This is a genomic window from Cupriavidus sp. CPT47-8839-RL05A (genome assembly GCF_058792255.1).
This window is the reverse complement of record NZ_JBYTEG010000015.1, coordinates 56047-71097: the sequence shown is the minus strand read 5'-3', so window position 1 is coordinate 71097 and position 15051 is coordinate 56047. Positions and strand designations below refer to the sequence as shown.

Annotated in this window: 10 protein-coding genes; all 10 read right to left on the bottom strand. The window is 66.1% G+C overall.

All coding sequences use genetic code 11. The features are described from left to right. Positions 1-3 precede the first annotated feature (3 nt). Positions 4-2574, bottom strand: a complete 2571-nt coding sequence (locus AC3WVS_RS19160) for a heavy metal translocating P-type ATPase (protein ID WP_492319909.1) — start codon at positions 2572-2574, stop codon at positions 4-6. A gap of 105 nt (positions 2575-2679) precedes the next feature. Next, a complete protein-coding gene (gene zapE / locus AC3WVS_RS19155; RefSeq protein WP_013957184.1) occupies positions 2680-3777 on the bottom strand; it encodes a cell division protein ZapE in 1098 nt (365 codons plus the stop codon). A 90-nt stretch (positions 3778-3867) separates the two neighbouring features. Beyond that, positions 3868-5292 (bottom strand): dihydrolipoyl dehydrogenase, encoded by a 1425-nt coding sequence (lpdA, locus tag AC3WVS_RS19150; protein ID WP_492319908.1) that lies wholly within the window; start codon positions 5290-5292, stop codon positions 3868-3870. Positions 5293-5394: 102 nt separating this feature from the next. Continuing rightward, positions 5395-6642: a 2-oxoglutarate dehydrogenase complex dihydrolipoyllysine-residue succinyltransferase gene (gene odhB / locus AC3WVS_RS19145; RefSeq protein ID WP_492319907.1), complete on the bottom strand. Its 1248-nt coding sequence runs from the start codon at positions 6640-6642 to the stop codon at positions 5395-5397. An 89-nt stretch (positions 6643-6731) separates the two neighbouring features. Continuing rightward, the gene (locus AC3WVS_RS19140) at positions 6732-9584 is read right to left on the bottom strand and encodes a 2-oxoglutarate dehydrogenase E1 component (protein WP_492319906.1); all 2853 of its coding nucleotides are present in this window, start codon (positions 9582-9584) and stop codon (positions 6732-6734) included. A gap of 329 nt (positions 9585-9913) precedes the next feature. Next, on the bottom strand, positions 9914-10660 hold the full coding sequence (ugpQ, locus tag AC3WVS_RS19135) for a glycerophosphodiester phosphodiesterase (RefSeq protein WP_492319905.1): 747 nt from the start codon (positions 10658-10660) through the stop codon (positions 9914-9916). Between the two features lies 1 nt (position 10661). After that, the gene (locus tag AC3WVS_RS19130; protein ID WP_010809462.1) at positions 10662-11762 is read right to left on the bottom strand and encodes a sn-glycerol-3-phosphate import ATP-binding protein UgpC; all 1101 of its coding nucleotides are present in this window, start codon (positions 11760-11762) and stop codon (positions 10662-10664) included. 37 nt (positions 11763-11799) lie between these two features. Further along, positions 11800-12648 carry a sn-glycerol-3-phosphate ABC transporter permease UgpE gene (gene ugpE, locus AC3WVS_RS19125; RefSeq protein WP_010809461.1) on the bottom strand — a complete coding sequence of 283 codons (849 nt, stop codon included), beginning with the start codon at positions 12646-12648 and terminating at the stop codon, positions 11800-11802. 12 nt (positions 12649-12660) lie between these two features. Beyond that, positions 12661-13542 (bottom strand): sn-glycerol-3-phosphate ABC transporter permease UgpA, encoded by an 882-nt coding sequence (gene ugpA / locus AC3WVS_RS19120; RefSeq protein WP_010809460.1) that lies wholly within the window; start codon positions 13540-13542, stop codon positions 12661-12663. Between the two features lie 151 nt (positions 13543-13693). Beyond that, entirely contained in the window at positions 13694-15010 is a 1317-nt protein-coding gene (ugpB, locus tag AC3WVS_RS19115; protein ID WP_492319904.1) for a sn-glycerol-3-phosphate ABC transporter substrate-binding protein UgpB, read from the bottom strand. Between the last annotated feature and the right edge of the window lie 41 nt (positions 15011-15051).

Below are 15051 nucleotides of genomic sequence, written 5' to 3'. Positions count from 1 at the left end.
CAGTCAGACTCCCTTGTGGCGCGGCTTGCCGGCGCGCAGCAGGCGCCAGGCATTGGCCACCACCAGCAACGACGACAGCGACATGCCGATGCCGGCCATCCAGGCCGTGACCAGCCCCGTCGCTGCGAGCGGGATGGCCACCACGTTGTAGAAGAAGGCCCAGCCCAGGTTCTGGCGCACCACCCGGCGCGTCCGGCGCGACACCGCCAATGCGGTGGCGATCTCGGCCACGCCGCCGTGCGTCAGCACCGCGTCCGCACCGGCCTGGGCCAGCGGCGCGCCGCTGCCGATGGCGATCGACACCTGGGCCTGCGCCAGCACCGGCGCATCGTTGATGCCATCGCCCACGGCCAGCACCACCGCCCCACCCTGCTGGAGCCGCGCGACGTAGTTGCGCTTGCCTTCCGGGGTGACCGCGCCGGCCACGCAGGCTATGCCGAAGTGCGATGCCCACCAGTGGACCGCTTCGGCGTGATCGCCCGATACCAGGTGGCAGCGCACGCCCAGTTCGCGCAGCCGCGTGAGCAACTGCGGCGTCTGCGTCCGCTCCACATCGGCCAGGACGAAGCGCGCCAGCGGACCCGCTGGCGCGCCCAGCCACACCACGGTGGCGCCAGGATGGTCCGCGTCGCTGCGCCAGGTGTCCGGTGCCTGGCCGCTGTCGGGCGCCAGCGCCGCGACAAAGTCGGCGCGGCCGAGCCGCAGGCGTTGGCCATCGACGATCGCCTCCAGGCCCTGGCCCGGGACGTTGCGCATGTCGGACACCTGGAGCGGCATGCCGGCGTTACCCTGCGCCGCGGCCACCAGCGCACGCGCGATCGGATGTTCGCCACCGCGCTCCATCGCGGCGGCCAGCGCCAGGCATCGGGTCCGATCGGCGTCAGCCAGCGGCTCGACCGCGGCCACGGCAAAGCGCCCTTCGGTCAGCGTGCCGGTCTTGTCGAGGACCACGTCGGTGACGCGCGCCAGCGTCTCCAGCGCGTGGCCGCGTGTCAGCAGCACGCCGCGGCGCGACAGCGCCGCACCGGCCGCGGCCAGTGCGGCCGGCGTTGCCAGTGACAAGGCGCACGGGCAACTGACCACCAGCACCGCAATCGTCACCAGCAAGGCGCGCGACGGATCGATCCAGAGGCCCCATACCAGCCCGGTCAGCGCCGCCAGCCCCAGCAGCGTCGCCACGAACCAGCCCGCGACGCGGTCGGCCAGCGTGGCCAGGCGCGGCTTTTCAGCCAGCGCGCGGTCCAGCACCGCGACGATCTCGGCCAGGCGGGTGCCGGCGCCGACGCGTGTGATCCGCAGTTCGAGCGGGCTTGCCGTATTGAAGCTGCCGGCCAGCACGGTCTCGCCGGCGGCGCGGCGCACCGGGCGGCTCTCGCCGGTCAGCATGGATTCGTCGAGCTCGCTCGCGCCCGCCACCACGGCGCCATCGGCGGGAACGATCTCGCCGGCCTTGACGCGGATCAGATCGCCCGCACGCAGGCGCGCGACCGGCACACGCTCGCCGGCCGCACCCGTCGCGACCAGCCGTTCGCAGGTGGCCGGCAGCTGGCGCGCCAGCATCTCGGCGCCGCTGCGCGAGGCCTGGCGCACGCGCAGTTCCAGGTAGCGGGCCAGCAGCAGGAAGGCGACGAACATCGTCACCGAATCGAAATACACCTCGCCCACTCCGCGCACCGTGGCCAGCGCGCTGGCGGCAAAGCCGGCGCCGATGCCGATCGCCACCGGCACGTCCATGCCCATGTGGCGCTGGCGCAGGCTGCGCCAGGCACCGGCAAAGATCGGCGAGGCGGCATAGAACACCACCGGCAGCGTCAGGGCGAAACTGGCCCAGCGCATCAGCTGGAGCTGGCCAGGGTCGATGGTGGCCTCGTGCGTGTAGATCGGCCACGCATACATCATGACCTGCATCATGCCGAGCATGGCCACCGCCATGCGCATCAGCAGCCCGCGGCGCGCGCGGCGGTCCTGCTGGTCGGTGCGCGAGACTTCGAACGGCCAGGCCATGTAGCCGATGCCGGCCAGCGCGGCCAGCAGCCCCGCCACCGTCTGGGCGCCGTCGCGCCAGCGCACCACCACGCGCCGCGTGGCGACATTAGCGACCGCGGACTCAACGCCCGGCTGGCGGCTCAGGTGCTGTTCGATCAGCCACGCGCAGGCGGCACAGCGGATGCTCTCGGGCGCCAGCGTGATCTCGGCGCGGCCGCTGTCCAGCGGGCGGACAAACTGGGCGCGCAGCTCAGGGGTGTCGTAGGCGGCCCAGATCGGTTCGGCCTCGCGCCGGGCGCCGTCGTCGATGGGACGGGCGAAGCGGGCTTCATCCCCGTACAGGTGGGCGAAGCCGGCCGCATGGAGGGTCTGCGCCAATGCCTGGCAACCGCCGCAGCAGAACACCCGGCGGCTGCCGTCCAGCTCGGCGGCAAGCGGCTCGGCGTCCGTGACGGGCAGGCCGCAATGGAAGCAGGCCAGCCGCGCACCGGCGCCGGACGCAGCCGGGCCCACGGCATCACGGAGCGCGGACGGCGGGTACGGTGCCAGCAAGCTGGTTGAAGGACTGGTGACTGGGGGCGACGACATGGGAACCTTTTTCTACCCGATGGAGGGTATATGCGGGTCCCCGAATCGACCTTGATATAGGTCAATGCGGCCCGGCAATCGTCGCGCCGGGCCGGAAAACAACGCTCAGGTGAGCGTGGTATCCATGGTGCGGCGCTCGGATTCCAGGTATTCGCGCGATTGCATCTCGATGATGCGCGATACGGTCCGATGGAACTCGTTGGCCATCTGGCCTTCGGTGTAGAGTTCGTCCGCGGGCACTTCCGCCGACATCAGCAACTTGACCTTGTGGTCGTAGAAGACATCGATCAGCCAGGTGAAGCGGCGTGCCTCGGACGACATGCGTGGCGTCATGCGCGGCACGTCGGACAGGATCACGGTGTGGAACTGGGACGCCAGCTCCAGGTAGTCGTTCTGTGAGCGCGGGCCGCCGCACAGCGTGGCAAAGTCGAACCACACCACGCCGTTGGCCTTGCGCAGCGCACGCAACTCGCGGTGCTCGATATGCAGCAGCGGCGACTCGTCGGCCACGCCGGCGATCGAGGTGAAGGCGTCGCGCAGCGCGGAACTGGCCTTGGCGCCGAGCGGCGTGTGGTACGCCTGCACCTGCTCCAGCGCGCGCTTGCGATAGTCGATGCCCGCGTCGACGTTGAGCACATCGAGCTTCTGCTGCAGCAGCGCGATGGCCGGCAGCACGCGGTCGCGGTGCAGGCCATCCGGATACAGCAGGTCCGGGCGGTAGTTGGAGGTCATAACGAACTGCACGCCGTTCTCGAACATCTGCTGCAGCAGCCGATGCAGGATCATCGCGTCGGCGACGTCGCTGACGTGGAATTCATCGAAGCAGATCAGCCGGAAGCGGCGCGCGATGCGTTTGGCCAGCTCATCCAGCGGATCGGGACGCCCGCGCAGCTCTTCGAGCTGGCGATGGACCTCGCGCATGAACTCATGGAAATGCAGCCGCGTCTTGCGCACCACCGGCACGCAGGTATAGAAGCTGTCCATCAGGAAGGACTTGCCGCGCCCCACCCCACCCCACAGGTAGACGCCCTTGGGCACGTCGGGACGGACCAGCAGCTTCTTCAGCGCATTATTGCGGCGGCTCTTGTAGGCCACCCATTCGTCGTAGCACTGCTGCAGCCGGGCCACGGCGCGCAATTGCGCTTCGTCGGACTGGTAGCCGCGCTCCTTCAGTTCCTTCTCGTAGTACTCGGTGACGTTCATGCTGACGGGTTCCTGCGGCACGGGCCGCAAGTGAAAACGGCGCGCCGCGGATGCGGCGCGCCGGTACTCAGGCAATGCGAAGCATGCGCCTTACATATTAAGCTGACGCTTGTCGACGGCCAGCGCGGCTTCGCGCATGACTTCCGACATCGACGGGTGCGGGTGGCAGACGCGGCCGATATCCTCGCTGGCGGCCTTGAACTCCATCGCCACCACGGCTTCGGCGATCAGGTCAGAGGCGTTGGCGGCAACGATGTGCACGCCCAGGATTTCATCGGTCTTGGCGTCGGCCAGCATCTTGACGAAGCCGTCGGCGTGGCCCATGCCCAGTGCACGGCCGTTGGCCATGAACGGGAACTGGCCGGCCTTGTACTCGCGGCCTTCGGCCTTGAGCTGGGCTTCGGTCTTGCCTACCCATGCAATTTCAGGGAAGGTGTAGATCACCCACGGAACGCAGTTGTAGTCGATGTGCGGCTTCTGGCCGGCGATGCGCTCGGCCACGGCCACGCCTTCGTCCTCGGCCTTGTGCGCCAGCATCGGGCCGCGCACCACGTCGCCGATGGCCCACAGGCCCGGCACCTTGGTGGCGCAGTGGTCGTCCACCTCGATGAAGCCGCGCTGGTCCGCGGCCAGGCCGACGGCGTCGAGGCCCAGGTTGTCGGTATTGGGCACGCGGCCCACCGACACGATCAGGCGATCGACCTCCAGGGTCTGCGCCTTGCCGTCCTTGTCGGTGTACTTGACGGTCACGCCGTTCTTGCCGGTCGTCACTTCGTTGACGTTCACGCCGAGGCTGAACTTCAGGCCCTGCTTGGTCAGCTGCTTCTGCGCTTCCTTGGCCACGCCTTCGTCGGCGGCGCCCAGGAACGCGGGCAGTGCTTCCAGCACGGTCACTTCGGAACCCAGGCGGCGCCACACCGAGCCCAGCTCCAGGCCGATCACGCCGGCGCCGATCACGCCCAGCTTCTTCGGCACTGCGGGGAACTTGAGCGCGCCCTCGTTATCGCTGACCAGGTCGTTGTCGACCTTGATGCCCGGCAGGTGGCGAGCCTTCGAACCGGTGGCGATGATGACCTGCTTGGCGGTCACGACTTCACCGGCAACGTCGACCTGGAAGCCTTCGGCGCTCTTGCCGACGAACTTGCCGTAGCCCTTGAGCAGCGTCACCTTGTTCTTGCGGAACAGGAACTCGATGCCCTTGGTCATCTTGCCGACGATGTCGTCCTTGCGCTTGAGCATCTTGGCCACGTCGACCTTGACGTCGCCCACGGTGATGCCGTGGTCGCCCAGGTGGTGCTGGACGTTCTCGAACTCTTCCGAGGAAGCCAGCAGCGCCTTGGAGGGGATGCAGCCCACGTTCAGGCAGGTGCCGCCCAGGCGGGCTTCGCCCTTGGGATCGTCATACGGGTTGCCTTCGCAGCAGGCCACGTTCAGGCCCAGCTGGCCGGCACGGATGGCGGCGATGTAGCCGCCGGGGCCGGCGCCGATCACCAGCACGTCGAATTGTTTGCTCATGGAAATTCCTTTGTGGGCGCCGGCGACAGCTTGTGCCGACGCGCCTTCATCACGGGGGAAGCGCGCCCCGCGCACGGCAGACGTGCGCGGGGGGACCGTTGATTACAGGTCCAGCAGCAGGCGGGCCGGATCTTCCAGCGCGTCCTTCATGGCCACCAGGCCCAGCACAGCTTCACGGCCGTCGATGATACGGTGGTCATACGACATCGCCAGGTAGTTCATCGGGCGGATCACGATCTGGCCGTCTTCCACCACCGGGCGGTCCTTGGTGGCGTGCACGCCCAGGATGGCCGATTGCGGCGGGTTGATGATCGGGGTCGACAGCATCGAGCCGAACACGCCGCCGTTGGAGATCGAGAAGGTACCGCCGGTCAGTTCTTCCAGCGACAGCTTGCCGTCACGGGCCTTGACGCCGAACTCGGCAATCTTCTTCTCGATGTCGGCCAGGCTCATCTGGTCGGCATTGCGCAGGATGGGCACCACCAGGCCGCGCGGCGAGCCCACGGCGATGCCGATGTCGAAGTAGCCGTGGTAGACGATGTCGTTGCCGTCGATCGAGGCATTGATCAGCGGGAACTTCTTCAGCGCGTGCACCGCGGCCTTGACGAAGAAGGACATGAATCCCAGCTTGACGCCGTGTTCCTTCTCGAAGCGGTCCTTGTACTTGTTGCGCAGGTCCATCACCGGCTTCATGTTCACTTCATTGAAGGTGGTGAGGATGGCGTTGGTCGATTGCGATTGCAGCAGGCGCTCGGCGATACGGGCGCGCAGGCGGCTCATCGGCACGCGCTCTTCCGGGCGGTCGCCCAGCGCGGCGAAGTCGACCGGGGCCGAAACCTGCTGCAGCGCCGGCTTGGCGGCAGCCGGAGCCGGAGCAGCCTTGGCGGCCGGGGCGGCCGGAGCAGCAGCAGCGGCCAGCGCGTCACCCTTGGTGATGCGGCCGTCCTTGCCGGTGCCTGCAACCTGGCCAGCCGACAGGCCGGCTTCTGCCATCAGCTTGGCAGCCGACGGCATCGCCACACCACCTGCGGCGGCAGCAGCGGCCGGTGCCGGGGCAGCGGCGGCTGCTGCCGGAGCGGCAGCAGCCGGTGCGGCGGCGCCAGCGGTGGCTTCGGTGTCGATCTTGGCGATGATCTCATCGGCCACGACGGTGTCGCCGTCGTTCTTGACGATAATCGACAGGACACCAGCCGACGGGGCCGGCACTTCCAGCACGACCTTGTCGGTTTCGATCTCGATCAGGATTTCGTCCTGTGCAACAGCCTCGCCCGGCTTCTTCTTCCAGTTGAGCATGGTCGCTTCGGCGACCGATTCGGAGAGCTGCGGAACCTTGACGTCAACGATAGCCATGGTTGTGAATTCCTCGTGTTATGCGTGTTGTCTTTATGCTGGCTATGCCACGGCGGCCGTCTGCGCGCGCCGCCGTGGCTGCCGCTTGATTACTTGGTCAGAACAAAGCCCTTGAGCTTGGCGAAGGCAGCATCCAGCAGCGCCTTCTGTTGCTCGTTGTGCTTTGCGTAGTAGCCCACTGCCGGCGAAGCCGAAGCGGGACGACCGGCATAACCGAGCTTCTGGCCATCCGTCATGTTTTCCATGATGTAGTGCTGCACGAAGAACCAGGCACCCTGGTTCTGCGGCTCGTCCTGGCACCACACGATTTCGGTGGCGTTCGGATACTTCTTGAGTTCTGCTGCCACGGCCTTGTGCGGGAACGGATACAGCTGTTCCAGGCGGATCACCGCCGTATCGTTGGCCTCGCGCTCCTTGCGCGTGTTGACCAGGTCGTAATAGACCTTGCCCGAGCACATGATGACGCGCTTGACCTTGCTGGCGTTGAGTTCTTCGTGGTCAGGGATGACCGTCTCGAAGTGGCCCTTGGCCAGGTCCGACAGCGGCGACACGGCGTCCTTGTTACGCAGCAGCGACTTCGGCGTCATGATCACCAGCGGCTTGCGGAACAGACGGATCATCTGACGGCGCAGCAGGTGGAAGATCTGGGCCGGCGTGGTCGGCTGGCAGACCTGCATGTTGTGGTCCGCGCAAAGCTGCAGGAAGCGCTCGATACGGGCCGAGCTGTGTTCCGGGCCCTGGCCTTCGTAGCCGTGCGGCAGCATCAGCGTCAGGCCGGAGGCACGGCCCCACTTCACTTCACCCGACGAGATGAACTGGTCGATCACCACCTGGGCGCCGTTGACGAAGTCGCCGAACTGGGCTTCCCAGATCACCAGCGCATTCGGTTCGGCGGCCGAGTAGCCGTATTCGAAGCCGAGCACGGCTTCTTCGGACAGCACCGAGTCGATCACCGTGAACGGTGCCTGGTTTTCCGACACGTTCTGCAGCGGCACGTAGCTGCCGGCATCCCAGCGCTCGCGGGCCTGGTCGTGCAGCACGGCGTGGCGGTGGGTGAAGGTGCCGCGGCCGGCGTCCTGGCCGGTGATACGCACCGGGTAGCCCGACGACACCAGCGAGGCGAAGGCCAGGTGCTCACCCATGCCCCAGTCCAGCGGCTGGTCGCCGCGGCCCATGTTGGCGCGGTCCTTGACCACCTTCTCCACCAGCGGGTGCAGCTTCAGGGTCTCAGGCGTGGTGGTGATGCGTTCGGCCAGGCGCTTGAGCTCGGTCACCGGCACGGCGGTGTCGGCGGCGTCGGTCCACTTGCGGTTCAGGAACGGCATCCAGTCCACGGCGAACTTGTTCTTGAAGTTCGACAGGACGGGGTCGGCGGTGTGCTTGCCGGCGTCCATCGCGGCGCGGTATTCCTTGACCTTCTCGTCGCCGAACTCGGCCGGGACCAGGTTCTGCGCGGCCAGCTTGTCGGCGTACAGCTTGCGCGTGCCGGGGTGCTGGGCGATCTTCTTGTACATCAGCGGCTGCGTGACCGCCGGGGTGTCCTGCTCGTTGTGGCCCAGCTTGCGGAAGCAGATGATGTCGACCACGACATCCTTCTTGAACTCCATGCGGAAGTCCACGGCCAGCTGCATGGCGTACACCACCGCTTCGGGATCGTCGCCGTTCACGTGCAGCACCGGGGCCTCGATCATCTTGACCACGTCCGTGCAGTACAGCGTCGAACGCGCGTCGCGCGGGTCGGAGGTGGTGAAGCCGATCTGGTTGTTGATGACGATGTGCATCGAGCCGCCCGTGCCGTAGCCGCGGGTCTGCGCGAGGTTCAGCGTCTCCATCACCACGCCCTGGCCGGCAAAGGCCGCGTCGCCGTGCACCTGCACCGGCAGCACTTCCTTGTGGCCGACTTCGCCGCGGCGTTCCTGGCGGGCCTTGGCCGAGCCTTCGACCACCGGGTTGACGATTTCCAGGTGCGACGGGTTGAACGCCAGCGACAGGTGGACCGGGCCGCCTTCGGTCGAGACATCGCTCGAGAAGCCCTTGTGGTACTTGACGTCACCGGCCGGCAGGTCGTCGACGTGCTTGCCTTCGAATTCGGCGAACAGGTCGGCCGGCATCTTGCCCAGCGTGTTGACCAGCACGTTCAGACGGCCGCGGTGGGCCATGCCGATCACGATTTCCTGCACGCCCTTGCTGCCGGCGTGCTGGATCAGCTCGTCCATGGCGGCGATGAAGCTTTCGCCGCCTTCCAGCGAGAAGCGCTTCTGGCCGACGTACTTGGTGTGGAGGAAGCGCTCCAGGCCTTCAGCCGCGGTCAGGCGGTCCAGGATGTGCTTCTTCTTTTCCAGCGTGAACACGGGCTTGGAACGCGTGGTTTCCAGGCGCTCCTGCCACCAGCGCTTCTGCGCCTGATCGCTCACGTACATGAATTCGAAACCGATGGTGCCGCAGTAGGTTTCGCGCAGGTTGTTGAGCAGCTCGCGCAGGCTCATCGACTCCTTGCCAAAGTAGGTATTGCTGGCATTGAAGACGATGTCGAGGTCTGCTTCGGAGAAGCCGTAGAACGCCGGGTCCAGGTCCGGCAGGGGCGGACGCTCCTGGCGCTTGAGCGGGTCCAGGTCGGCCCAGTGCGAACCGATGTTGCGGTAGGCGGCGATCAGCTGGGTGGCAGCGACGCGCTTGCGGCCCATGTCGGAATCGGCCGAGGCAACGATGGTCTTGATGGGGCCTTGCTTGGCGCGCTCGGCGAACGAGGCAACGATGGGGGCGTGGGGGATATCCCGGCCGTTCGAGCCGTCGACCGCAGGAACGTTCTGCATGGCGTCGAAATACGCGCGCCAATTGTCGGGAACCGAGGCGGGGTTCTGGAGGTAGGCCTCGTACAGTTCTTCGACATACGGGGCGTTACCGCCGAAGAGGTACGAGTTGCTCTGATACTGCTGCATCATGGGACGCTCACTATTCTCCGGGAATGCCGGAGTTCAGCGGGTTATTCAACCTTCCGCGACACGGCTTGACCGGTTAGCGGATCGCAAACAACTCTTGGGAGCCCAACTGAGGCGCCTACACAAACGGCACCGCTTGGGTGCCGCGTGTGATGGCTTCCTCACAAGGCCCGAAAGGGCAAGTTGTGCGGGGAAGGACCTAAAGTCTTCACGGCGGTAAGAATAGCATGAATTGCCTTTGATCAATGTGGACTTTTCGCGATACGAAACACCTACCCACGACAATTCGGTTCGCAATCAGCGAACTAGCAACACCCGCACAACAATTTGAATCAAGGCGCGATCTGGTCGACGGCGTCTGTGATCAGCCCGTCCAGGCCCCAGGCCAGCAACTGCGCCGCCCGCGCCGGATCGTTCACGGTATAGCAGAGGACCCGGAAACCGGCCGCGTGCGCGGCGGCGATCACGCCGGCATCCAGTTCGCGGTGGTTGGCATCCAGCGCCACGCAGCCCAGCCGGCGCAGCCGCTCCAGCCAGTCCGCGGGCAGCTGGTCGAGCAGCAGCGCGCGCGGCAGGTCTGGCGCGACGCGCGCCGCGGCGGCCAGCGCCTCCTCAGAAAACGATGACAGCAGCGGCGGCACCGCGGCACCCGCCCACAGCGACTGCGCGTCCAGCGCCACCGCCGCACCGGTGCGCGCCTCGGTGCCGGGCACTGGCTTGATCTCGATATTGACCATCAAGCTGTTGGCCCGGGTATAGCGTGCGATGGCCGCCAGCGTCGGCACGGGCTCGCCGGCGAAGGCGGGGCTGTGCCACGTGCCGGCGTCCAGCTGCGCGAGTTCGCCCAGTGTCAGCGCATCCACCCTGCCCTGGCCGCTGGTGGTGCGGTCCAGCGTGGCGTCGTGCATCAGCACCGGCTTGCCGTCGGCCGACAGCTTTACGTCGAACTCGAACATCCGGTAGCCAAAGCCGGCGCCGTGGCGAAGCGCTGCCAGCGTATTCTCCGGCGCCAGCTTGCCGGCGCCGCGGTGCGCGATATGGCTCGGGTACCGCCAGGCAGTGTCGGTTACGCTGGTCATGTCAGGCCTCGATGCGCTTGCCCGTATCGGGCGCAAAGAAATGCAGGTGCTCCGCCGACGACGTCACCGGCAGGCGGTCGCCGGCGCGCACGTGCGCATGGCTGTCCAGCCGCACCACCACCGCCTGTCCGCCGAGCGACCCATAGGCGAAGGAATCCGCGCCGAGGGCCTCGACCACGCGCACATCGACTTCGGCGATGGCCTCATGCGCGGCGCACGGCTCGATATGCTCCGGGCGCAGCCCCAGCAGTGCCTGCTCCGGCAGGTGCAGCCCCATCGGCAGGTGCCCCAGCGTGGCGTTGGCAGCCTCGCCCTCCTTCGCCACCACGCGCATCTGCGCGCCCGTGTCGCCGCCGGCGTTGCGCGCCACCGGGATCAGGTTCATCGGCGGCGAGCCGATAAAGCCGGCCACGAAGGTGCTGGCCGGACGCGAATAGACTTCCAGCGGCGTGCCGATCTGCTCGACGCGTCCGGCGTTGAGCACCATCATGCGGTCGGCCAGCGTCATCGCCTCGACCTGGTCGTGCGTGACGTACAGGCTGGTGGTGCCCAGGCGCCGGTGCAGCTCCTTCAGTTCCAGCCGCATCTGCACGCGCAGCTTGGCGTCCAGGTTGGACAGCGGCTCGTCGAACAGGAACACCGCCGGCTCGCGCACGATGGCGCGGCCCATGGCCACGCGCTGGCGCTGCCCGCCCGACAACTGGCGCGGCTTGCGGTCCAGCAGCGGCGCCAGCTCCAGGATGCCGGCGGCATGGTTCACCCGCTGCGCGATCTCGGCCTTGGCCATGCCGCGGATCTTCAGGCCGTAGGCCATGTTGTCGTACACGCTCATATGCGGATAGAGCGCGTAGTTCTGGAACACCATGGCGATGTCCCGCTCGGCCGGCTCCAGGTTATTGACGACTTTGTCGCCGATATGGATTTCTCCGCCGGTAATGGTTTCCAGCCCCGCCACCATGCGCAGCAGCGTGGACTTGCCGCAGCCCGAGGGGCCGACGATGACGATGAATTCGCCGTCGGCGATCTCCATGTCGATGCCGTGCACCACCTGGACGCTGCCGGCGTAGGTTTTCTGAACGTTGCGTAGCGACAGTTTTGCCATTGCTGTTGTCCTGCGCGTGGCTCGTGGCCACCGCGCCTTATTTTTCCGTTTCGACCAGGCCCTTGACGAACCACTTCTGCATCAGCACCACCACCACCGCCGGCGGGATCATCGCCAGCATCACGGTGGCCATCACCAGGTTCCAGTCGGTGGCCGCGTCACCCGAGCGCGAGATCATCTGCGTCACGCCCACCACCACCGGCGTCATCGACTTCTGCGTGGTGATCAGCAGCGGCCACAGGTACTGGTTCCAGCCGTAGATGAACTGGATCACGAAAAGCGCGGCGATGCTGGTGCGCGACAGCGGCAGCACCACGTCCCAGAAGAATCGCAGCGGCCCGGCGCCGTCGATGCGCGCGGCCTCGGCCAGTTCGTCCGGAATGGTCAGGAAGAACTGGCGGAACAGGAAGGTGGCGGTGGCCGACGCGATGATCGGGACCGTCAGGCCAAAGTAGCTGTCGAGCATGCCGAGGTCCGACACCACCTTGTAGGTCGGCAGAATGCGCACTTCGACCGGCAGCATCAGCGTGATGAAGATCAGCCAGAAGAAGGTCTTGCGCAGCGGGAACTTGAAATAGACGATGGCAAAGGCCGAGATGATCGAGATCGCGATCTTGCCCAGCGCAATGCCCAGCGCCATGATCAGGCTGTTCTTCATCATGGTCGAGACCGGCGATGCGGCCTCGCCCACGCCCTGGAACAGCACGGTGCGATAGTTCTCGATCAGGTGGCTGCCTGGGATCAGCGTCATCGGCGCGTCCAGCACCTCTTCGGCGGTCAGCGTGGACGCGACGAAGGTCAGGTACACCGGGAACACCACGATCACGATGCCCAGGATCAGCACCGCGTGGCTCAGGAAATCAAGGAAGGGGCGACGTTCTACCATGTGCTGTCTCCGTCAGTACTGGACCTTGCGTTCAACATAGCGGAACTGCACCACGGTCAGCGCGATCACGATCACCATCAGCACCACCGACTGCGCGGCCGAGCCCCCGATGTCCATGCCGCGGAAGCCATCATGGAAGACCTTGTAGACCAGCGTGTTGGTCGAATTGAACGGGCCGCCGTGGGTGACCGCGTCGATGATCGCGAAGGTATCGAAGAACGCGTAGACCACGTTGATCACCATCAGGAAGAAGGTGGTCGGCGACAGTAGCGGGAACATGATCGACCAGAAGCGGCGCCATGGGCCGGCGCCGTCGATCGCGGCGGCCTCGATCAGCGAGCGCGGGATGCTCTGCAGACCCGCCAGGAAGAACAGGAAGTTGTAGCTGATCTGCTTCCAGGCGGCGGCCAGCACCACCAGCAGCAATGCCTGGTCGCCATTGAGCAGGAAGTTCCATTCCACGCCGAGCTTGCGCAGCGCATAGGACACCACGCCCAGCGTCGGGTTGAACATGAACATCCACAGCACGCCGGCCACGGCCGGCGCCACCGCATACGGCCAGATCAGCAGCGTCTTGTAGCCGACGGCGCCGCGGATGATGCGGTCGGCAAAATAGGCCAGCAGCAGCGCGGTAGTCAGGCCCACCACGGTCACGCCCACCGCAAAGATGGCGGTGGTCTGGAACGACTCCACGTACAGCGGGTCGTTCCACAGCATGCGGAAGTTGTCCAGGCCGACAAACTCCAGGTTGATGCCGAAGGCATCCTGCTGCAGCATCGACTGGTACAGCGCCTGCCCGGCGGGCAGGAAAAAGAAGATCAGCGTGATCGCGATCTGCGGCAAGACCAGCAGATACGGCAGCCACGGCGAACGGAAAACGACGCGTTTTTCCATGAACGGATTCCGGCGAATGCCGCGGGTCGCGGCATCGGACTAGGTACGGATGCGGACAGTCCCGATCGGTCCGAAGGGGCCGTCCACAATGCAAGCGGGCGGAGGTTTCGCCACCGCCCGCTTGTCACATCAGCTTGCTGGCTATGCCGGCTTACTCGCGGGCAGTCTTCTGGAAGCGCTCCAGCAGATCATTGCCGCGGGCCACGGCCGAGTCCAGCGCCGCCTTGGGCTCCTTCTTGCCGGCCCAGACGGCTTCCAGTTCCTCGTCCACCACGGTGCGGATCTGCACCATGTTGCCCAGGCGCACGCCGCGCGACTTGTCGGTGGTCTTGACCACCATCTGCTGCACCGACACATCGGCACCCGGGTTCTTGTCGTAGTAGCCCGATTTCTTCGTCATCTCGTAGGCGGCCATCGTCACCGGCAGGTAGCCGGTGGCCTGGTGCCAGTCAGACTGGATCTCGGGGCGCGACAGGAAATTGAAGAACTTGGCCACGCCCTTGTACTCGTCGGGCTTCTTGCCGCCCATCACCCACAGCGAAGCGCCGCCGATGATGGTGTTCTGCGGGGCGCCCTGCACCTCCGGGTAGTGCGGCAGCTGTGCCACCGCGAACGCGAACTTGGCGTTCTTGCGGATATTGGCCAGCGATGCCGACGAGCCGGTGAACATCGCGCACTCGCCGTTGTAGAACTTGGCCTGCGACTCGGCCTTGCGCCCGCCGTAGCTGAAATAGCCCTTCTTCACCATGTCCTGCAGGTTGGTGATGTGCTTGACGTGCAGCGGGCTGTTGAAGACCAGGCGCGTGTCGGTGCCGCCGAAGCCGTTGTTCTTGGTCGCATACAGCGTGTTGTGCCAGGCCGAGAAGCTCTCCAGGTGGACCCAGCCCTGCCAGTCGGTGGTGTAGGCGCAGTTGGTGCCCGAGGCCTTGAGCTTGGCCGAGTACTGCATCACCTCGGGCCAGGTCTTGGGCGGTTTTTCCGGATCCAGGCCGGCCTTCTTGAAGGCGTCCTTGTTGTAGTAGAACACCGTGGTCGAGCTGTTGAACGGGAACGACAGCATCTCGCCCTTGGACGAGGTGTAGTAGCCCGCCACCGCCGGGATATAGGCCTTCTGGTCGAACTTCTCGCCGGCGTCCTTCATCACCGCCGACACCGGCTTGATCGCGCCCTTGGCGCTCATCATGGTGGCGGTGCCCACTTCAAACACCTGCAGGATGGCGGGCGAGCCGCCGGCGCGGAAGGCCGCAATGCCCGCGGCCATGGTTTCGTCGTAGTTGCCCTTGTTGACCGGCACCACCTTGTATTCGGACTGGCTGGCGTTGAACTTGTTGGCGATCTCGTTCACCTTGTCGTTCAGGGCCCCCTGCATGGCGTGCCACCACTGGATTTCAACGGCGGCGTGGGCGCTGCCGGCCCCGGTCAGGGCTGCCAGCGCTGCGAGTTTGAGCACGGTACGGGAAAAGGACATCGGTGGCTCTCCTTTGGTCTGTCTGTTCCGGCGAAAATCCG